We start from the raw sequence: 18,880 nt of genomic DNA, 5'->3' as shown, positions 1-18,880 counted from the left end.
CCGATGTCGTCGATCACGGCGAAGCCCACGAGAAGTCGGTGAGCCGCCGCGGAGAAGTTCACGCCGGGGGGCGTGACAGCCGGTGCGCAGTGCCTTCGGCGTCGCCCGCCACGGGCGGATCTGGGACGTACATCAGATAGTCGTCAAGCATCGCGCGATTGACGTGCAGCCCTTGGGTGAAACGTTCGACGGCCGGCGCCGCGATCCCCTCGGTGCCGGGGCGAGACCCGGCCGTGCGACCTGATCCGTCAATCGCGGCAGCCGGGCAGATACCCGTGGTGACGAAGCCGCCAACCCGAGTCTCGAAACCCCCGCCAACCGATGCCACTCCGCTACATTAAACAGTCGTTCAATAGTTGGGCAAGCGCATACCGCCCGAGAGTCCATCCGCCGCCGGACGGCCTAGGGTGGGCGGATGTCCCGCTCCACGCCCTCTGGCGGTCACCCCACCGCCACACCGAACCCACTCACCCAGCTCACGCTGGAACAACTCCGGCGACGTACCAGCATGAAGTGGGGCAACTACGCCCCGGACGTGCTTCCGCTCTGGGTAGCGGAGATGGATGTCCCCCTCGCTCCCGCCATCACCGACGCGCTACAGCGCGCCATCGCACTCGGTGACACCGGCTACGCCCACCCAGCGGGGTACGCGGAGGCGTTCGGCGAATTCGTCGCCGAACGCTGGGGCTGGACCGACTTCTCCCCCGGCCGAACCGCGGTGGTACCCGACGTGATGCTGGGCGTCGTCGAGGTACTCCGGCTGGTGACCAGCCCCGGCGACGCCGTGGTCGTCTGCTCCCCGGTCTACCCGCCCTTCTACGCATTCGTCCGGCATGCCGGACGGCAGGTGGTCGAGGCCCCGCTCGGGGCCGACCTACGGATCGACCTCGCCGCCCTCGACGAGGCCTTCCGGCACGCCCGTGCCCGCAGCGAACGGCCGGCCTTCCTGCTGTGCAACCCGCACAACCCCACCGGGGTGGTACACCGCCGCGCGGAACTCGAGGCCGTCGCCGAGTTGGCCAACCGGCACGGCGTACGGGTGATCTCCGACGAGATCCACGCTCCGTTGGCGCTGCCGGGGGCAGACCTCACCCCGTACCTGACCGTCACCGGCACCCAGGATGCCTTCGCGGTGATCTCCGGCTCCAAGGCGTGGAACCTCGCCGGCTTGAAGGCGGCCCTCGCGATCGCGGGGCCGCGCGCCGCGGCCGACCTGGCCCGGATGCCGGAGGAAGTCAGCCACGGACCAAGCCACCTGGGTGTCGTCGCGCAGACCGCTGCCCTTCGGGCGGGCGGCGAGTGGCTCGACCACCTCCTCGACGGCCTACACGCCAACCGGGCCCGGCTTGAGACGCTGTTGGCCGAGCACCTGCCCACCGTCGGCTACCACCGCCCCGAAGGCACCTACCTGGCCTGGCTGGACTGCCGGCGACTCGGCCCGCACGCTGATCAATCCGGCCGCGCACCCGGTCCGGCCGACAGCGCACCCGGCGAGGTCAGCGCCGGTCCAGCCGAGCTGTTCTTGGAACGCGCGCGGGTGGCCGTCAGCTCCGGGCACGCCTTCGGCACCGGTGGAGCGGGCTGGGTTCGGCTGAACTTCGCCACCTCCCCCGCCATTCTCACCGACGCCGTCGCCCGCATGGGTCGGGCTGCCCGGGAGGCGGAAGCCACCGCCCCGAACTGATGCCGGGCCGACGATGACACCGCGACCTGGATCGCGCGATTTAGCGGTCCCGGACCGGCGAGAGACCGGCGCGCCGGGAATGTCGTACGCTACCGTTCAGCACGATGCTCAGCCGTCTCGTACGGGCATTTTGTGCCCGTCGTTCGCTCCGAACGGCGACCCGGAGGTACCCCCGTGACCGATGACACCGATGTCACCTCGTGGGCTCTCGACGCGGGACGCGGTGACCAGGCGGCTGCCGCCGCCTTCATCCGGGCGACCCAGCAACAAGTCCGGCGCTTCCTGGCCGCCTTGATCTCTCCGGCCGAGGCGGATGACCTGACGCAGGAGACCTACCTGCGCGCACTGCGGTCGCTGCCCTCGTTCGCCGGCCGCTCCTCGGCGCGTACCTGGTTGTTCAGCATCGCCCGACGGGTCGCGGTGGACCATGTGCGGACCGCCACGTCCCGTCCGCGGACAGTCCCGATGACGGACTCCCACGACATCACCGACACCGACGAGAGCGGCTTCGACCGGCAGGTCGACCTGGAACAGATCATCGCGGCGCTGCCGACCGAACGCCGCGAGGCCTTCGTGGTCACCCAGGTTCTCGGCCTCTCCTACGCCGAGGCCGCACAGGTCTGCGGCTGCCCGGTCGGGACAATCAGGTCCCGAGTGTCCCGGGCTCGGGAAGACCTGGTTGTCGCGCTTCAGACCCACTCCGGCGGATCGGCCCGGCACACCGCAGCTGGCTAACGCCCCTTCCCGAGTTGCGCGGGAACCAACACCGGCCCCGGTCCGACTACCGGAGCATGGGGTGTGAGCAGTGGCGCGAGGTGTTGTCGGCGCAGTTGGACGGGGAGGAGACCCCGGCCGAGCGGGCGGCAGCCGACTCCCACCTGGCCGGCTGCGACGCGTGCCGGACGTGGTTCGACCAGGCGGCGGCGATCACCCGCCGAGCCCGGCTGTCGGTCAGTGTGATCGGCCCCGACCTCACCGATGCGGTCCTGGCCGCGCTCCCCACGACGACCCCGGCAGCAGCCCCGGCGGGGTCATCGACGCGGCCGCCGTGGCGGCAGCGGCTGGTGATCGCCCTGCGCGCAGCACTCGGGCTTACCGGGGCGCTGCAGGTCATGCTGGGTCTGACCCAGGTCGGTCAGGCGGCAGCGGGCCCGCACATCCACGCCGGTGGGCCACTGGCCTCGGGCCACCTGTGGCACGAGGCAGCGGCGTGGAACATCGCCGTCGGCGCCGGGTTCCTGTTCGTGGCCGCCCGCCGCACCCCGCCGACCGGGCTGCTGCCCATGTTGAGCGCCTTCGTCGGCACGCTGGTGCTCTTGTCGGTCAACGACCTGATGACCGGCCGGGTGGAGACCGCCCGGCTGGTCAGCCACGGATTCCTCTTCGTTGGCTATGCGATCGTCGTGGCCATGTCCCGGCCGGGCCTGCACCCGGGTGGCCCACCCGCCGACCGGCACAGTGATCGGCCCCGCTGGCGCATCCCGGCCGAGGATGAGCCGCCCGCGCCGGGTCTGCGGCTCGTGCCCCCGCCGGTTCCGGGTTCGGCACGCCACCGGGACAGCGCTGCGGCCTGAGCGCTCGACGCCGGTGATGTTGCTAACCGAATCACCGGGAACTTTCCCGCCCCGACAAACCGACCAACAGTCAACACCGAACTCAGAGAGGTCTACATGCCACGCAACATCACCGGTCGGCACCTACGCCCGGCCGCCCTGGTCGCCGCCGCCCTGCTGACCGCCGCCATGGCCGGCTGTGGCTCGTCCGACGACTCGTCGGCGACCAACCCACCCCCGTCGGAGACGGCCGCCCCGTCGGCGGATGCCCCCGCCGGTGTGGTCGTGATCAACGACCCATGGGTGAAGGCCGCCGACCAGGGGATGACCTCGGCGTTCGCTACCCTGGTGAACGAGAGCGACGCCGATGTGACCCTGACCGGCGTCAGCACCGAGGTGTCACCGATGGAGCTGCATGAGATGGCCATGAAGGATGGGGAAATGGTCATGCAGGCCAAGCGGGGCGGCATCGTGATCAAGGCGAAGAGCAGCCACACGCTCGAGCCCGGCGGCGACCACCTCATGATGCTGGATCTGCAGCAGCCGGTGCAGGCCGGGGATGAGCTGACCTTCACCCTCGCCTTCGCCGACGGGCGGACCCAGTCGTTCACGGCGGTGGCGAAGCCGTTCACCGGCGCGGAGGAGAGCTACAACCCCGAGCACAGCATGCCGGACATGTCCATGAGCCCCAGCGCAGCGTCATGACTGGGAGCGGTCCCCGCGCGGTGAGCCGACGCGGTCTACTCGCTGGCGGTGCCCTGGCTGCCGGTGGCGCGCTCGGTGCCGCCGTGGCGGTCACCGCCGTCGGCTCCGATGAATCCGCGACCCGCCCCACCAAGACAACACCGGTGGCGGAGATCGGGCTCGCCGTCGAACCGTTCCACGGGACCCGTCAAGCTGGGGTCGCCACCGAACCGCAGGCATATGCGGCGTTCGTCGCCCTCGCCCTCCGGCCGGAGACGGACCGAGAGACGCTGGGGCGGATGCTGCGACTGCTCTCTGACGACGCCGCCCGCCTCACCCAAGGCCGTCCCGCCCTGGCCGACACCGAGCCGGAGCTCGGGCTGCTGCCAGCCCGGCTGACCGTAACCTTTGGCTTCGGTCCCGGCTTCTACCAGGCGGCCAACCTCGACGAGCGGCGGCCACCATCGGTGGCCGCCCTCCCGGCGTTCCGGATCGACCGGCTCTCCCCCCACTGGTCCGGCGGGGACCTGCTGCTGCAGATCTGCGCCGACGACCCGCTGACCGTCGCGCACGCCCAGCGGGTGCTGGTGAAGGACAGCCGACCCTTCGCCACCGTCGCCTGGGTGCAGCAAGGCTTCCGACGCGCGGCCGGGGCCGAGCCGGGTCGCACCCAGCGGAACCTGTTCGGCCAACTCGACGGCACCGCCAACCCGAAGCCAGGCGCCCCCCTGGAGACCGCGGTGTGGGTACCGGACGGGCCGGCGTGGCTGCGTGACAGCACCACCCTGGTCGTCCGGCGGATCAGCATGAACCTGGAGACATGGGACCTGCTCGGCCGCACCGACCGAGAGCTGTCCGTCGGCCGCCGGCTCGACACCGGCGCGCCACTGACGGGCGCGGAGGAACACGACGAGCCCGACTTCAACGCCCTCGGGTCGAACGGGCTCACCGTCATCCCGGACTTCTCGCACCTGACCCGCTCCCACGTCACCGAGGACCGGCTCCGGATTCTGCGCCGCCCCTACAATTACGACGGCGTACCCAGCGCCGACGGGACTGCAGACAGCGGCCTGATCTTCGCTTCGTACCAGGCCGACGTCACCCGTCAGTTCCTACCCATCCAACGACGACTGGCCGAACGGGACCTACTCAACGAGTGGACCACCCCGATCGGCTCTGCCGTCTTCGCGATCCCACCCGGCTGCCCCGAGGGCGGCTGGATCGGCCAGCAACTGCTCGGCTGACCTCGACAGGAGAACCATGCGGACCAACACCCGCCCGAGACCCGCCGGCTTCCTCGCCGCCGCCCTCGCCGCCGCCCTCGCCGCCGCCGCGCTGCTGCTCGTGCCGGCCTCCCCGGCCGCCGCGCACAATTCCCTGACGGCCACCACACCGGCCAAGGACGCCGAGCTGGACATGGCGCCGACCGAGATCACATTGAAGTTCCTCCAGAAGCTGGATCCGGCGTTCACCACCATCGTCCTCTCCGATGCTGCGGAGCAGAAAGTTCCGACCAGTGAACCAGTGGTTACCGGGGCAGAAGGCACGATAAGTATCGACGGAACCCTGGCGAACGGCACCTACACCGTCGCCTACCGGGTCGTCTCCGCCGACGGGCACCCGGTCCAAGGCTCGTACGCGTTCACTGTCGCCGACCCCGCTGGTGCCGAGGCGCCGACCCCGGAGCCGGCGGAGTCGTCCCCCGCGGCCGAGCCCACCACGGCGCCGACGGAGCCCGGGTCGGCCAGCCCGGTGGCGGCGACCGACAACGACGGCGGCGGAGACGGGATCGGCGCGCCGGCGGTGATCGGCGGCGGGATCCTGCTGGTCCTGGTAGCCGGCGGCCTGGTGGTGCTACTACGCCGCCGACGCAGCACGACCTGACCAAAGGGGGTCGGGGCGGTGCTGAGCGCTGCCCCGACCCCCTTTGAGCGCCCTACCCCAGCGAGACCAGCGCCGCTGATACGACCGTGTTGCCCGCCGGGTTTCGACGGCTTCCCCGATGCGGCGCTACGCCGGGCGGTGTTCACCGTTCCTCTGGCGCAGCGTCGTTGAGCAGCTCAGCGAGCTCGGTCACCGCGCGCGGGCGGGCCCCCGCCAGATCCGGAATCCGGTCCAGGAGCCGGTGCACCAGCGGCGCCCACGCCGGCACCAGGTGTGCCGCCGCGAGCAGCCCGCCGTCGGCAAGGCCATCCGCCGTGGCTACGGTCCGCACGCCACCGCCGGAGACCACCGCCACCGCGTCCGCCCAGCGGAAGGCGAGGTCGACATCGTGGGTGGAGAGCACCACCGTCGTACCCGCGGTGTGCAGGTCGTACAGGGTCCGCAGCAGTGCTTCCACCCCAGCCGGATCGAGCCCGGCGGTCGGTTCGTCGAGAATGAGCAGCCGCGGGTGCATCGCGACCGCGCCGGCGATGGCCACCCGCTTGCGCTGGCCGTAGGAGAGCAGATGGGTGGGTCGATCGGCGACCCCCGACACCCCGAGCGCCGCCAGCGCCGCCTCGCAGCGTCGCCGTACCTGCTCGGCCGGTAGCCCAAGGTTGACCGGCCCGAAGGAGACATCCTGCCGGACGTTGGCGGAGAAGAGCTGATCGTCCGGGTCCTGCACCACCAGTTGTACCTGCTGCCGCAGCTCCCGTAGGCCGGCCCGGTTGTACCGCACCCGGGTGCCGGCGACGGCGATCTGGCCCGTGGCGGGCCGCAGCGAGCCGGCCGCCAGCCGGAACAGCGTTGTCTTCCCGCCACCGTTCGGGCCCAGCACGGCTAACCGCTGCCCCGGGGCGACCCGAAGGTTGACCCCGGTCAGGATCGGCCGACCCGGTTGGTAGGCGAAGCCCACCTCGTCGAACTCCAGCAGTGGGGCGCTCACCAAGGGGACACCACCCCGGTGCTGGCTATGACGATCGCGCCGAGCAACGCCGTGGTCGCCGCGACGAACGGCACCGATACCCGGTGGGCCGCCACCTGCACGGCGAGCGAGCCGGTGTAGCCCCGCACCGCCAGTCCTTCCTCCAGCCGCCGTGCCCGGTGCAACGCCCGGACGAACACCGCCCCCGCCTGACCGGCCAGGGACCGGTAGGTGGTTCGCCAGGTACGGAAGCCAAGCCGGCCCGCCTGCGCCTGCCGGACCGCACGCACGCTCTGCACCAGCAAGAAGAGCATCCGGTACGTCAGCGCGGCAACCTCGGTGACCGCCGGGGGGATCCCCAGCCGGTGCAGTCGGGGCAGGACATCCGACAACGGCGTGGTGGCGGTGAACAGCAGCAGGCAGGTCAACGCCGCCACGGACCGGCCCGCGGTCTGTACCGCCACCGGCAGGCCCGCGGGATCAATGGCCAGCCGGGCTGGAGCCGGCATCGACACCAGCAATGGGACCGTCGATGTGGCCACAAAGAGCAACGGCACCCGGGCCGCCCGCAGCACCACGACCGGCGGCACCCGTGCGGCGGCCAGCAGCACCGCCGCCGCACCACCGGACAGGAGTGCGCTGGGCCAGGTGGGCAGGGCCACCGCGCAGACCAGCAGCCCGAGCGCGAGCAGTGCCTTCTCGGCGGGGTGCCGGGTCCGCCAGGGGCCGGTGTGCGCGGCGATGTCGAGGGCGAACACGCTAGCCGCGCTGCCGACTCGCGGCGTCGCGCTGCCCCTGCCACTGCCGACTGGCGGCGTCGCGCTGCCGCTGCCGGGTCCGGGCAACGCCGAAGTAGTAGCCGAGCAGGCCGGCGCCGAGCGCGGCCTGGAGAGCGAAGAGGGCCGACTCCAGCTCGGCTGACGGCGGCTCGTAAATCGGCGAGAACCACGGCTGGTAGTCGGGGTGGTCGTCCACGATGGCCTGCTCGGCAACGGCGTCCGCACCGGAGAAGGGTTCCTCCCCCGACCCGAGGCCGAACGCCAGCGGCACCACCGCCAGGAGCAGCACCGCGAGCAGCAGCAACAGATTCACCCGAGAGAAGCGCTTCATGCCCGTACCTCCGCAGCCGGACGCAGCAGGCCGAGCCGACGCAGGTCATCCCCGCTGGTCCGACCCAGCAGGCGGACCACCAGAACGGTCAGCAGTCCCTCACTGATCGCCAGCGGGATCTGGGTCACGGCGAAGATCCCGCCGAATTTCGCCAGCGCACCGACGATGCCCGACATCGGGTCGGGGAACGCCAGGGCCAGCTGGGCGACGGTGACACTGTACGTCGCCAGGCTGCCCAGGGTCGCAGCGGCGAACACCGCCGGGTCCAGGCCACCACCGACACGACGCACCATGGTGTAGCTCCCATACGCCACCCAGGGGCCGACGATCGCCATCGAGAAGACGTTCGCGCCCAGCGTGCTCAGCCCACCGTGGGCCAGCAGCAGGGCTTGGAATAGCAGGACGATGCCGCCCAGCACACTCATGACCGGCGGTCGGAACAGCACCGCCCCCAGCCCGGTGCCGGTCGGGTGGGAACTCGACCCGGTCACCGACGGGATCTTCAATGCGGATAGCGCGAAGGTGAAGGCGCCGGCCGCTCCGAGCAGCAGTTTCGAGTCAGGATCTGCACGGACCTGCCGGACCAGGGCCCGACTACCGTGGACGACGAATGGCGCGGATACGACGAACCATGCCGCAGCCTGTTCCGGAGGGAGATACCCCTCGGCGATATGCATCGAATGACCTTCCCTTCCAGCACCTCGTGGATGAGATCCGTGTCAAGGCCGGTCTCCTGGCTTCCGGATCGACGTTCACTCCAGCCTTCCCAGGCCTGGTTGGCCCAGTGGCATAGTCAGAGATCACTACCCGGTCACAGTGGCGAGGGCCGCGCCGGTCTTCCACCGGCTTCCCGTGCACCTTGACGGCGAGAGGTTATCGGGCGCCCGCCCGGACGGCAAGCTGTCGCTTCCCGTCAATCGACGCGCGCGGGTCGGTCAGCTACAACGAACCGCTGCCCCGTTCGGCCGCGAGCCGAGAGGTTCAGCGCAGGCCAGAACCCGACTTCCTGGCTGTCAGGATGGCGTAGCCGAGTACACCGTCGGCGACCGCGGCGCGCGCCGCGGCCAGGACCGCCGGGGCGAGGGAGAAGTCCAGGCCGAGCGCTGCGGCCTGGTCCGCAGCGGTCAACCGCAGCACGGTCAGGCGCGCCTCGATCTGATCAATCATCGTGGTGACCGCGGCGTCGTGCCGTTCGGTATGGATTGTCGTCAACCCCGCGCCGGCCAGCAGGGCGACGTACTCGTCGAGGGGACGCGCATCGGCAACGCAGGCGATCCACGCTCCCAATCCAGTAAGTTCGGGTGGCAGCCGGTCCGGGACGGCGATGACATCGGCCATCCCCAGCCGGCCGCCCGGGACCAGCACCCGGGCCAGTTCCGCCGCTGCCGTGGGCTTGTCGGGGAAGGTACAGAAGGCGCATTCGCAGACCACCACGTCAACCGAGTGCGAGTCGACGCTGAGCCGCTCGGCGTCTCCCTGCCGGAACCGCACTCGGTCGGCGAGCCCAACCGACCGGGCCTCCCGGGTAGCCGCCGCGACGTTGGGACCGGCTAGGTCCACCCCGGTCACCGTGCAGCCGTACTCGGACGCCAGTAGCAGCGCGCTGGCGCCCCGTCCACTCGCCACATCGAGTACGCGTTCACCGCTGGTCAGCGCCGTTCGGGCGGCGAGCCGGCGGGTCAGCGACGAGTCCCCGGGATGGTATGCCTCGCCAAGAAGGAGGGCGACCAGGTCCGAGCCGTAGACCGCGGCGCAGCAACTCTTCGGAGACGCCGCTGGCTCGCTCCTCGACGTCACCGGATCCGCCGCCCGACGTTCGTGGCGTCCGGTGCTACCCGCCGCCGGGCGGCAGCGTCGTCGGAACGCTGGGCGACCTTCGACCCGTACGGGGAGTCGGTGATCATCGCGCGCAGCGCGAGTGCGTTGGGCACCACGTCGGCGACCGGTACCCCGGACATCTGTTCGCGGACCTGTTCCCGGTAGCCGACCGAATTATAGGCGCAGAACGGGATCAGTCTGCCGTCCGGAGTGATCTCTTCAACGCAGCACTTCATCAGCTGCCGCACGTTCAGGGTGTACGGGTCCTGAAAGTCCTGGATCACGATCATGAAGGCTCGGTCGGTCAGGTCCGCGACCGCCTCCGGTAGGTTGACGCCGCACGCATCGGCGCAGTCCAGCGCCGCGGCGGCCTGGGCGAGGCGTGCGCTGGTCGTGTCGGTGCCCATGAAAGCCGAGGCTGACCAGAGCTTCTCCAACGCCTCCCGGATGGCCGGGTCGGGCACCACCCGGTTGGCGACGTAGTCGAGGTGGTCCGCCACATCGAGCAGCCGGGGAATCGGCACCACCGCGAAGTCCTCGGCGCCGGGCGTGCCCGAGGTGAGCAGATAGGTGATCGATCGGCAGGTCGGGAAGCAGCACGGCACCGGGAAGAAGTCCTCTGCCCGGAACCAGTCGGGCCGCTGCCGCGCGACGAGGTGAATAATGTCGGAGTTGGTCAGCCGGGTCAACGGATCGAAGGGCGTATGTCGGCCGGAGTGGGTGACCGGCTGGAACGAGACGCTGCGCACCGCCGGGTGCGCGAGGCCGTGGCTGATGATGGCACCGAGTTCGTGCTCGTTGAGCCCCCGCTCGACCGCGGCCACCAGGGTGACGGTCAGGCCGACCTCGGCACAGTTGTCCAACGCCCGCTGCTTGATCTTGCGTAGGTCCCGACCCCGGATCTCCCGGTGTGTTCGCTCGTCGAACCCGTCGAACTGCAGGTAGATATTGACCGCCCGGCCCGGCCGGTTCCGCTCGCCGAGCGCTGCCACGAATGCGCGATCGCTGGCGAGCCGGATTCCGTTGGTGTTCAGGTTGACCGCCCGAATCGGGCGGGCCTGTGCGGCGTCAACGAAATCCAGGATCTGGCGATGGATGGTGGGCTCTCCGCCGGAGAACATCACCACCTCGGCCTCGCCCTCACTCGCCACGAAGACGTCGAGCATCCGCTCACACTGGGCGAGGCTGATGGCGTACCCGTCGGGCTGATGACCGGAGTCGGCGAAGCAGATCGGGCAGTCGAGGTTGCAGCCGGTATTGACTTCGATAATGCCCAGGCAGGCGTGCTGCTTGTGTTCCGGGCACAGCCCACAGTCCGCCGGACAGCCGTCGCGCACCTCGGTCTGGAAGGTCAGTGGGATCGTGCCGGGCTTGTTGAATCGCGCGCTGTCGAGGTACATCTGCGCGTCGCCGTACACCAACGCCTCGAACTGACCGTGCTCAGGGCAGCGCTTACGGAGATAGACCTTGTCGTCGCGGAGGTTGACCTGCGCGTCGACAACGATCTTGCAGACCGGGCAGATCGACTTTGTGTACTCGACGAACACCTCATCCCGGTCCCGCTTCATGGCTCTCACCATTCCACGACGCGCCGCCCCGGCACGCCGGCTTGGTCGAATACCGCCCGGCGTGGGCTGACCGGATCAGCAAGGTCCTGGCCCCGCGCTGGCGGCTGGGCCGTGGAAGAGCAACCCGGCGCTGGCGGGTCAGCTGGACACTGGCGCGCGAGCGCGGAGCAGGGCCGCCACCCGCTCGCACCATTCGCGATTCTCCTGCTCGAAGCCACGCCCCCGCAGGCAGGTGAGGTACGGCCCGATCCGGTCGCTCTCGCGCAGGAACGTCTCCTCGGTCAGGTCACCGCGCAGCTGCCGAAGCATCCGGTCGAAGAGTTCCACTTTGGCGGCGGCGATGACCGCCCGCTCTTCGAGCTGAGCGATGACCGGTGCCGGATCGAGCCGGTCTACGGCCTGGACCATGACGAGCAGGTCCTCCCGGATCGACGACGGCTTCGACGGCACGGCGGCGAAGGCGGCCAGTTCGGCGAGGCCGGCGGGGGTGACCGTGAACAGCCGCTTGTTGGGGCGGTCGTGCTGGATGACCTGGCGACCGGCGATGAGCCCCGCCCGTTCCAGCTTGGTCAACTCGGCGTAGAGCTGCTGGGGTACCGCGTACCAGAAGTTGGAGCAGGAAACGTCGAAAATTTTGGCCAGCTGATAGCCGCTGTACTCCCCATCGAGCAGCACCGCCAACACCGCGTGCCGCAGTGCCATGGTCACACCTCCCACTCCGGGTGAGGACGGAGTTCGGCGGGCCGGCACCGCGTCGCCGGCCCTTCCCCCGAACCATACTCAATGATATGACTATTCCTGTTGAGGACTACCGGTGGCAGTCCTCCTGACCGTTGATCCTGGCCACCGGCACCCTGCCCACCGTCACCACGCGGAACGAGGCGGCTCCACCGGCTTCTCCCGCGCCCGGGACCCCCGGGGACCTGGAAGGACACCCCATGAAGCTTGGCTACACGACCGGCTACTGGTCCTCCGGGCCACCCGAGGGCGTCACGGCGGCCATCGCCGAAGCCGACCGGCTCGGCTTCGACTCCATCTGGGCCGCCGAGGCATACGGATCGGATTGCCTGACCCCACTCGCCTGGTGGGGAGCGAGCACCTCCAACGTCCGCCTGGGCACCAACATCATGCAGATGTCGGCCCGCACTCCGACGGCCGCGGCGATGGCCGCGCTCACCCTCGATCACCTCTCCGGCGGCCGGTTCGTCCTCGGGCTCGGCGTCTCCGGCCCGCAGGTCGTGGAGGGGTGGTACGGCCAGCCGTACCCGCGACCGCTGGCCCGCACCCGGGAGTACATCGAGATCATCCGTGCCGTCCTCGCCCGGTCCGGGCCGGTCACACACGACGGCGACTTCTTCCAACTGCCGCATCGCGGCGGCACCGGCCTCGGTAAGCCGCTGAAGTCCACCGTTCACCCGCTGCGCGCCGACATTCCGATCTTCCTCGGTGCCGAGGGGCCGAAGAACGTAGCCTTGGCCGCCGAGATCGCCGATGGCTGGCTACCGATATTCTTCTCCCCCAAGGCGGACAGCTTCTATCGGGCCGCGCTGGCCGAGGGCTTCGCCCGCCCTGGCGCCCGCCACGACCTGGACAACTTCGAGGTCGCCGCGACCGTACCGATCGTCGTCCACGACGACATCGAGCGGGCGGCGGACCGGCTCCGACCCTTCGTCGCGCTCTACGTGGGCGGCATGGGAGCCAAGTCAGTCAACTTCCACCGGGATGTCTTCGCCCGCCTCGGCTACGAAAAAGAGTGCGACGTCATCACCGAGGCGTACCTGGCGGGCGACAAGAAGCGGGCCGTCGCCGCCGTGCCGACCGCGCTGGTGGAGGACATCGCCCTGATCGGCCCGGTCGCCAAGGTCCGCGATGAACTGCAACGATGGCGCGAGACCGTGGTCACCACGCTGCTCGTTCAGGGCAACGCCCAGCAGCTACGCCAGATCGTCGAAGTGGTGGGCTGAGCACCCGTCCAGCCGATCGCCCGACCCTGGTTGGCGCACCTGACTGCGGCCCGCGCCGCAGTCAGGTGGTGGGCCACCGGAATCGCCGGGTCAATCCAGATCGGCGGGTCAGCTGGCGCCGTCGTAACAGATGACCTGCCGAATCACGTCGCCGCGACCGAGAGCGGCGAGGGCGTCCCCGATCTCCTCCAGCCGCAGGCGGTGCGTGATCATCTCACTCAGATCGAGTCGGCCGGCCCGCCAGAGGTCAAACATCCGGTCAAAATCTCGCGGCGCCTGCGACGCACCGTAGAGCGAGGACGTAATGCTCTTCCCCTCGAACAACAGCTCGAAGGGGCTGAACGTGACCTGCTGGTCGGAGCGACCGGCACCCACGACCACCACCGTCCCGCCCCGACGTGCCGCAGTCCACGCCGCCCGCAGCGTCTGCGGCACAGCCACCACGTCGAAGACGGTGTCGAAGCCCTCACCATCGGTGAGCTGAGCTGACAACTCACCCAGAGCCTCCGGGCCGCACCCGTGGGTTGCCCCGAAGCGCAGCGCGGTCTGCTGCTTGGCCTCGACCGTGTCGACCGCGACAATGACGGCGGCGCCGGCGAGCCGCGCTCCCTGAATCGCGGCAATACCCACGCCGCCGCACCCGATCACCGCGACCGCGGCACCCGGCTCGACCCGGGCGGTATTGATCACAGCACCGACGCCGGTCATCACGCCACAGCCGACCAGCGCGGCCACCTCGTACGGCACATCGGGGGCCACCTTCACGGCGCCGGCACGGGGAATCACGATCTCTTCGGCGAAGGCGCCACACCCGGCCATCGCGAAGACCGGAGTCTCGCCGACCAGGAACCGCGGCTGGGCATAGCCGGCCAGCACGTTGGTCAAGCACAGGTAGGACTCCCCCCGCGCGCAGGAGGGGCAGGACCCACACGCCGGTAGCCAGTTGACCACCACGCGCTCCCCCTCGGCCAGGTCGTCCACGCCATCGCCGACCGCGACGACATCGCCGGCTGCCTCGTGCCCCAGCACCACGGGCATCGGGTGCGGCAGCACCCCATCGCGTGTTGAGCGATCGGAGTGGCACACCCCGGCCGCTCGAACCCGAATCCGGACCTCCCCCGCACCCGGCCCGATCACCGTCACGTCATCGCGAATCTCGGCCTTGTCGTCACCCGCTGTGTAAAAGATCGCCGCCCGCACGAGATCACCTCCGAAAGTGAAACCTGTTCTAGCCTAGGGGTCGACAAGGGCCCGGGCAAGCAGCTGGGGTGCGGCCGGGGCGACCGGCATAATTCGACCGTGACCACAAAGAAAGCCAGTAGCGCGAGCCTGCCGTCGGAGCGTCGCACCCATCTCGTACGCCTCGCCGGAGAACTGTTCGCCGAGAAGGGGTTCCGAGCCACCACCGTGCGTGAGATCGCCGATGCGGCCGGCATCCTCTCCGGCAGCCTCTACCACCACTTCGACTCCAAGGAGTCGATCGGGGACGAAATCCTCTCCGGCTTCCTCAACGAGGTGCTTACCGGATATCGCGAGGCGGCTGCGGACACGGACGACCCACGCCGCACGATCGAGCAGTTCGTACGCTCTAGCGCGGCGACGCTGGCCCGGCATCGCGCCGCCCTGACCATGCTGCAGAACGACTGGAACCACTTCCGCGCGGTACCCCGCTTCGACTATCTGCGCACCGCCACCCGGGAGATCGAGCACCTCTGGGTCGACCAGTTGGAGCGGGGAAAGCAGCGCGGGCTCTTTCGCTCCGATCTGGACGCCAAACTGACCTACCGACTACTGCGGGACGTGTTGTGGATACCGACCCGGTGGGGACAGAACGGCAGTAACGGCTGGGATGCCGAACAGATCGCTGACGCGGTCCTTCGCCTGATCTTCGATGGCATTCTCGCCCCGGACAGCAGGTCAGCTGGGGGGTCACGGGCGACTCGCTCGCCTCGGGCGAAGCCGACGAGAAGCTGATACGCTACCAAGCAAGCGATTGGTCACCGATGTGCCCGGCGGAGCTACGACTGCCCGCGGACGAGGGAGCACCAATGACAGATCAGCAGTTCACACTGGATGGCGCGGTCGCGATCGTGACCGGGGCGGGAAACGGCTTGGGGCGCGCGGAAGCCCTCGAACTGGCCGCGAATGGGGCCCGGCTCATCCTCAACGACCTTCCCGGCGACGCCATCACGGCGGTGGCTGCCGAGATCGCGGCGGCGGGCGGCGAGGCGACGGTGTGCCCGGGCGACATCGGCGACTGGTCGACCGGTGAGTCCCTTCTGGGCGCGGCCCTGGACAGATACGGCCAACTGGACATCCTGGTCAACAATGCCGGCGTCCTCCGCGACCGGATGGTCTTCACGATGTCGGCGCAGGAGTGGGACCTCGTCCTGCGGGTGCACCTGCGGGGTCACTTCATCACCACCCGCTTCGCCACCGCCTACTGGCGCAACCGCAGCAAGGCGCTCGGCGCCCCCGTGTACGGCCGAATCATCAACACCTCCTCGGAGGCGTTTCTGCTCGGCTCACCCGGCCAGCCAAACTACGCCGCCGCGAAAGCCGGCGTCGTGGCGCTCACCGTCGCGACCGCGCGGAGCTGCGCCCGGTACGGCGTCCGGGCCAATGCCATCTGCCCCCGCGCGCGCACGGCAATGACCAGCGAGCTCATGGGACCCTCCCCGGAGGAGACGACCGATCCATTGTCCCCAACGCACGTCGCACCGCTCGTGCGGTACCTCGCCAGTCCGGCCGGCGATCCGATCAACGGCGAGGTCTTCGTGATCCATGGTGGTGTGGCCGCGGTGCTGGCCCCACCCACCGTGCGCGCAAGTTTCCACACCGATGGTGAGTCCTGGTCGCCTACCGCCCTACACGACGCCCTGGGACCCCTCTTCGGCGAGCAGGCCTCCGGAGCCGGATTCGCCTGCGAGGCCACCTTGCCGCTGGCTGCGACCACGTTCGGCGAGAGCCGGTAGCCAGTCCCGGGTGAGGTCACGGCGGCGGCAGACCGACGGTCGCCGCCGCGGACGCCGCCGGGCACCGGGCACCGCAACCCGCCGCTGGCCGCCGGACGCCAGGTCTGCGGCGGCCGCCCGTCGCCGACCAGGACACTCCGCCCGGTCGGCGACGACGACCCGCCACCTACATAAGCTCATCCGTGGTGGGGAGTAGGACCGTCTTCACCTCGGTGAATGACTCCGCCGAGCCGCGGCCGCCCTCCCGCCCGAGACCGGACTGGCCGAATCCGCCAAAGGCCGCATGGGGCTCTACCTGGTAGCCGTTGACGCCGACGGTGCCCGCCCGCACGGCTCGAGTCAGACGCATGGCCCGCTTCACATCGCTAGTCCATACCGTGGCAGCGAGTCCGTACTCGGTGTCATTCGCCAGGCGTACCGCCTCTTGCTCGTCGGTGAACGGCGTCACCCCGAGCACCGGGCCGAAGATCTCCTCCCGGGCGATGGTCATGTCGCCGGCCACGTCGGCGAAGAGCGCCGGCGTCACAAAGTTACCAGCAGCCAGCTCCCCGCCAACCCGCTCACCGCCGCAGACCAGGCGGGCCCCCTCCGCCTGCCCCTTCCCGACATAGCCGAGCACGCGGTCCAGCTGCCGCGCGTTGATCAGCGGTGAGGCGGTGGTCTCGGCGTCGAAGGGATCTCCGTAGTGCACCAGGGCGGTCGCACCGGCGGCGATTGACAGGAAGTCGTCATAGACCTCTCGCTGGACCAGCGCTCGAGTATGGGCCACACAGACCTGGCCCGACAGTCCCACCGTGACTGTCCCCATGGTCAATGCCGCCGCGGCGTAGATGTCGGCATCGGCGAAGACAATCGATGGGCTCTTCCCCCCGAGCTCCAGGCTCACCCTGGTGATTCTGTCCGCCGCCGCATGCAAAATCCGCCGGCCCACCGCACGGCTGCCAGTGAAGGTGATCTTGTCTACCAGCGGGTGAGTGACCAGCGCCTCACCGGTCGTCTCCCCGGGCCCGGTCACCACGTTGAGCACACCTGGCGGGACGCCGGCCTCCTCGAGAATCCGCACCAGTCGCAGTACGGCGAAGGTGGCGTACTCGGATGGTTTCAGCACCACGGTGCACCCGGTGGCCAATGCCGGCGCGAGCTTCTGCGCCGCCAGCAGGAGGGGCGCGTTCCACGGGATGACCGCTGCCACCACCCCAATCGGCTCACGCAGGGTGAACACCATGTGCTCACCCCCTTGGTAGGGCGACAGCGTCTCGCCACTGAGCTTGTCGACCCAGCCGGCGTGGTGATCGAAAATGTCGGCCGCGCACTCGGCCGACACCGCATAGGTGTCACCAAAGCTCAACGGAACGCTGTTGTCGAGCGCCTGAAGCGCAAGCAGTTCGTCGGCGTGCTCACGGATGAGGTCAGCGGTCCGCCGCAGCACCCGAATGCGTTCCTTCGCCCGGCTATGGGGCCAGGGCCCCTCGTCGAAAGCAGTTCGGGCGGCTCGGACGGCGGTGTCCACGTCGGCGGCGTCCGCGACCGCGAACTCCCCCACCTCCTCGCCCGTCGCCGGATGCAGGTGCACCCACGTACGGTCGTCCCGCGATGACCGCCAGTCACCCGCGAGGAGCAGTTCCCCCCGGGTCAGTCCTACCGCGTCCCGTCGTGACTTGATCGAGAGAACCATGCCCACCTCCACGGCCGACCAGGTATAACCTGTTCTATTTCTCGGCAGAATACGCCGAACCCGTGAGCACTGCCAGGTTCCAAGGTGGGCATCGATACCTGCTCGGCCTTCGTGATAGATTCCTGCCAAGCAAGCGCTAGGTTCCACGGCGTATCTCTATCCGTTGCAGAGCATCCGGTCGGTTCCGTTGCGAGCATCCGGTCAGCTCCGTTGCGGAGCATCCGGTGGATCTGGAGGCATCAACGATGGGCATCGACATTCGCGGCGACGGACGGATCATTGAGGTGGTCATCGCCATCCCCCCGGTCAACGCCCTGGCGAGCGACGACTGGTTCGCGCTGGCCGATGCCATCCAGACCGCTGCCGCCAGCCCCGCTGCGGCGGCCGTAATCCTCACCGCCGAGGGGCGAGGATTCTGCGCCGGCGTGGACCTCAAGGAGCTCCAGCACAGCGCCGACCACGCGGCGCTGATCGGCGTCAACCGGGGCTGTTTTGCCGCCTTCGCCGCCATCTACGAGTGCCCGGTGCCGGTCGTGGCGGCCATACACGGCTTCTGCCTCGGTGGCGGCGTCGGCCTCGCCGGCAGCGCCGACATCGTGGTGGCCACCGACGATGCCACCTTCGGCCTACCGGAGGTGGACCGGGGCGCGTTGGGCGGTGCGACGCACCTGTCCCGACTGGTGCCACAGCAACTCATGCGGGCGATGGTCTACACCTGCCGGCGGATCACCGCACCCGAGTTGCGGGACTTCGGTTCGGTGCTCGACGTGGTGCCACGGGAACGACTGGCCGCCACCGCTCGCCGGGTGGCCGAGGAGATCGCGGCCAAGGACCCAGTCATCATTCGCCGGGCAAAGGAGTCACTGAACGGAATCGACCCCATTGACCTCCGGCGATCCTACCGCTACGAGCAGGGCTTCACCTTCGAGCTGAACCTCGCGGGCGTGTCCGACCGGGCCAGAGGGAGCTTCTTCGACCGAGGCAAGCGCTGAACCGACGAC

20 protein-coding genes and 1 riboswitch are annotated in these 18,880 nt (G+C 69.6%); of the genes, 10 read left to right on the top strand and 10 right to left on the bottom strand.

Annotated elements, in window-relative coordinates; translation table 11 throughout:
• Positions 1–58: 58 nt before the first annotated feature.
• Complete coding sequence (locus B116_RS0119800; protein WP_018720064.1) at positions 59–328, bottom strand: hypothetical protein; 270 nt, start codon at positions 326–328, stop codon at positions 59–61.
• 87 nt (positions 329–415) lie between these two features.
• Here B116_RS0119800 and B116_RS0119795 point away from each other — a divergent pair, with 87 nt between their 5' ends.
• The 6 genes from B116_RS0119795 to B116_RS0119770 all read left to right on the top strand — a co-directional run bounded on the left by B116_RS0119795 (position 416) and on the right by B116_RS0119770 (position 5,805).
• Positions 416–1,684, top strand: a complete 1,269-nt coding sequence (locus tag B116_RS0119795; protein WP_027661086.1) for a MalY/PatB family protein — start codon at positions 416–418, stop codon at positions 1,682–1,684.
• Between the two features lie 174 nt (positions 1,685–1,858).
• The gene (locus tag B116_RS0119790; RefSeq protein ID WP_018720062.1) at positions 1,859–2,419 is read left to right on the top strand and encodes a sigma-70 family RNA polymerase sigma factor; all 561 of its coding nucleotides are present in this window, start codon (positions 1,859–1,861) and stop codon (positions 2,417–2,419) included.
• A 56-nt stretch (positions 2,420–2,475) separates the two neighbouring features.
• The gene (locus tag B116_RS0119785) at positions 2,476–3,258 is read left to right on the top strand and encodes a zf-HC2 domain-containing protein (protein ID WP_027661085.1); all 783 of its coding nucleotides are present in this window, start codon (positions 2,476–2,478) and stop codon (positions 3,256–3,258) included.
• Between the two features lie 96 nt (positions 3,259–3,354).
• Positions 3,355–3,942 (top strand): copper chaperone PCu(A)C, encoded by a 588-nt coding sequence (locus B116_RS0119780; RefSeq protein WP_027661084.1) that lies wholly within the window; start codon positions 3,355–3,357, stop codon positions 3,940–3,942.
• Positions 3,939–5,165: a Dyp-type peroxidase gene (locus B116_RS0119775; RefSeq protein WP_027661083.1), complete on the top strand. Its 1,227-nt coding sequence runs from the start codon at positions 3,939–3,941 to the stop codon at positions 5,163–5,165. Before B116_RS0119780 ends, B116_RS0119775 begins: the two co-directional genes overlap by 4 nt.
• Positions 5,166–5,181: 16 nt before the next feature.
• Positions 5,182–5,805 carry a copper resistance protein CopC gene (locus tag B116_RS0119770; RefSeq protein WP_027661082.1) on the top strand — a complete coding sequence of 208 codons (624 nt, stop codon included), beginning with the start codon at positions 5,182–5,184 and terminating at the stop codon, positions 5,803–5,805.
• Positions 5,806–5,947: 142 nt separating this feature from the next.
• Here the strand turns inward: B116_RS0119770 and B116_RS0119765 are convergent, their stop codons facing one another.
• From B116_RS0119765 to B116_RS0119735, 7 genes are all read right to left on the bottom strand, one after another.
• Complete coding sequence (locus tag B116_RS0119765) at positions 5,948–6,790, bottom strand: energy-coupling factor ABC transporter ATP-binding protein (RefSeq protein ID WP_027661081.1); 843 nt, start codon at positions 6,788–6,790, stop codon at positions 5,948–5,950.
• Positions 6,787–7,527, bottom strand: coding sequence for a cobalt ECF transporter T component CbiQ (gene cbiQ, locus B116_RS0119760; RefSeq protein ID WP_027661080.1), 741 nt, complete (start codon positions 7,525–7,527; stop codon positions 6,787–6,789). The genes B116_RS0119765 and cbiQ overlap by 4 nt, the downstream gene beginning before the upstream one ends.
• A gap of 1 nt (position 7,528) precedes the next feature.
• On the bottom strand, positions 7,529–7,879 hold the full coding sequence (locus B116_RS0119755) for an energy-coupling factor ABC transporter substrate-binding protein (RefSeq protein ID WP_018720055.1): 351 nt from the start codon (positions 7,877–7,879) through the stop codon (positions 7,529–7,531).
• Complete coding sequence (locus B116_RS0119750; protein ID WP_027661079.1) at positions 7,876–8,556, bottom strand: energy-coupling factor ABC transporter permease; 681 nt, start codon at positions 8,554–8,556, stop codon at positions 7,876–7,878. The genes B116_RS0119755 and B116_RS0119750 overlap by 4 nt, the downstream gene beginning before the upstream one ends.
• A gap of 29 nt (positions 8,557–8,585) precedes the next feature.
• A riboswitch (cobalamin riboswitch) is annotated at positions 8,586–8,756 on the bottom strand.
• Between the two features lie 104 nt (positions 8,757–8,860).
• Positions 8,861–9,676, bottom strand: a complete 816-nt coding sequence (locus B116_RS0119745; RefSeq protein WP_027661078.1) for a methyltransferase domain-containing protein — start codon at positions 9,674–9,676, stop codon at positions 8,861–8,863.
• Complete coding sequence (locus tag B116_RS0119740) at positions 9,673–11,265, bottom strand: radical SAM protein (protein WP_018720052.1); 1,593 nt, start codon at positions 11,263–11,265, stop codon at positions 9,673–9,675. The genes B116_RS0119745 and B116_RS0119740 overlap by 4 nt, the downstream gene beginning before the upstream one ends.
• A gap of 138 nt (positions 11,266–11,403) precedes the next feature.
• The gene (locus tag B116_RS0119735) at positions 11,404–11,967 is read right to left on the bottom strand and encodes a PadR family transcriptional regulator (RefSeq protein WP_018720051.1); all 564 of its coding nucleotides are present in this window, start codon (positions 11,965–11,967) and stop codon (positions 11,404–11,406) included.
• 236 nt (positions 11,968–12,203) lie between these two features.
• Between B116_RS0119735 and B116_RS0119730 the strand changes: the two genes are divergently transcribed.
• Positions 12,204–13,229, top strand: a complete 1,026-nt coding sequence (locus B116_RS0119730) for an LLM class F420-dependent oxidoreductase (RefSeq protein ID WP_027661077.1) — start codon at positions 12,204–12,206, stop codon at positions 13,227–13,229.
• Positions 13,230–13,337: 108 nt separating this feature from the next.
• Here B116_RS0119730 and B116_RS0119725 read toward each other — a convergent pair whose 3' ends face one another.
• Positions 13,338–14,429, bottom strand: a complete 1,092-nt coding sequence (locus B116_RS0119725) for a Zn-dependent alcohol dehydrogenase (protein ID WP_027661076.1) — start codon at positions 14,427–14,429, stop codon at positions 13,338–13,340.
• 99 nt (positions 14,430–14,528) lie between these two features.
• Here B116_RS0119725 and B116_RS0119720 point away from each other — a divergent pair, with 99 nt between their 5' ends.
• Positions 14,529–15,203: a TetR/AcrR family transcriptional regulator gene (locus B116_RS0119720; RefSeq protein ID WP_027661075.1), complete on the top strand. Its 675-nt coding sequence runs from the start codon at positions 14,529–14,531 to the stop codon at positions 15,201–15,203.
• A 74-nt stretch (positions 15,204–15,277) separates the two neighbouring features.
• Positions 15,278–16,204: an SDR family NAD(P)-dependent oxidoreductase gene (locus B116_RS0119715; protein ID WP_027661074.1), complete on the top strand. Its 927-nt coding sequence runs from the start codon at positions 15,278–15,280 to the stop codon at positions 16,202–16,204.
• 166 nt (positions 16,205–16,370) lie between these two features.
• On the opposite strand, the gene B116_RS0119710 is transcribed toward B116_RS0119715, so the two are convergent.
• Positions 16,371–17,879 (bottom strand): aldehyde dehydrogenase family protein, encoded by a 1,509-nt coding sequence (locus tag B116_RS0119710; RefSeq protein ID WP_027661073.1) that lies wholly within the window; start codon positions 17,877–17,879, stop codon positions 16,371–16,373.
• 245 nt (positions 17,880–18,124) lie between these two features.
• Between B116_RS0119710 and B116_RS0119705 the strand changes: the two genes are divergently transcribed.
• The gene (locus B116_RS0119705; RefSeq protein ID WP_027661072.1) at positions 18,125–18,871 is read left to right on the top strand and encodes an enoyl-CoA hydratase family protein; all 747 of its coding nucleotides are present in this window, start codon (positions 18,125–18,127) and stop codon (positions 18,869–18,871) included.
• Positions 18,872–18,880 lie beyond the last annotated feature (9 nt).

Origin of the sequence: Salinispora fenicalii (assembly GCF_000514815.1) — a bacterium.
GTDB classification, from domain to species: domain Bacteria; phylum Actinomycetota; class Actinomycetes; order Mycobacteriales; family Micromonosporaceae; genus Micromonospora; species Micromonospora fenicalii.
The sequence above is the reverse complement of the archived record's forward strand: the minus strand, read 5'-3'. Positions and strand labels throughout refer to the sequence as shown.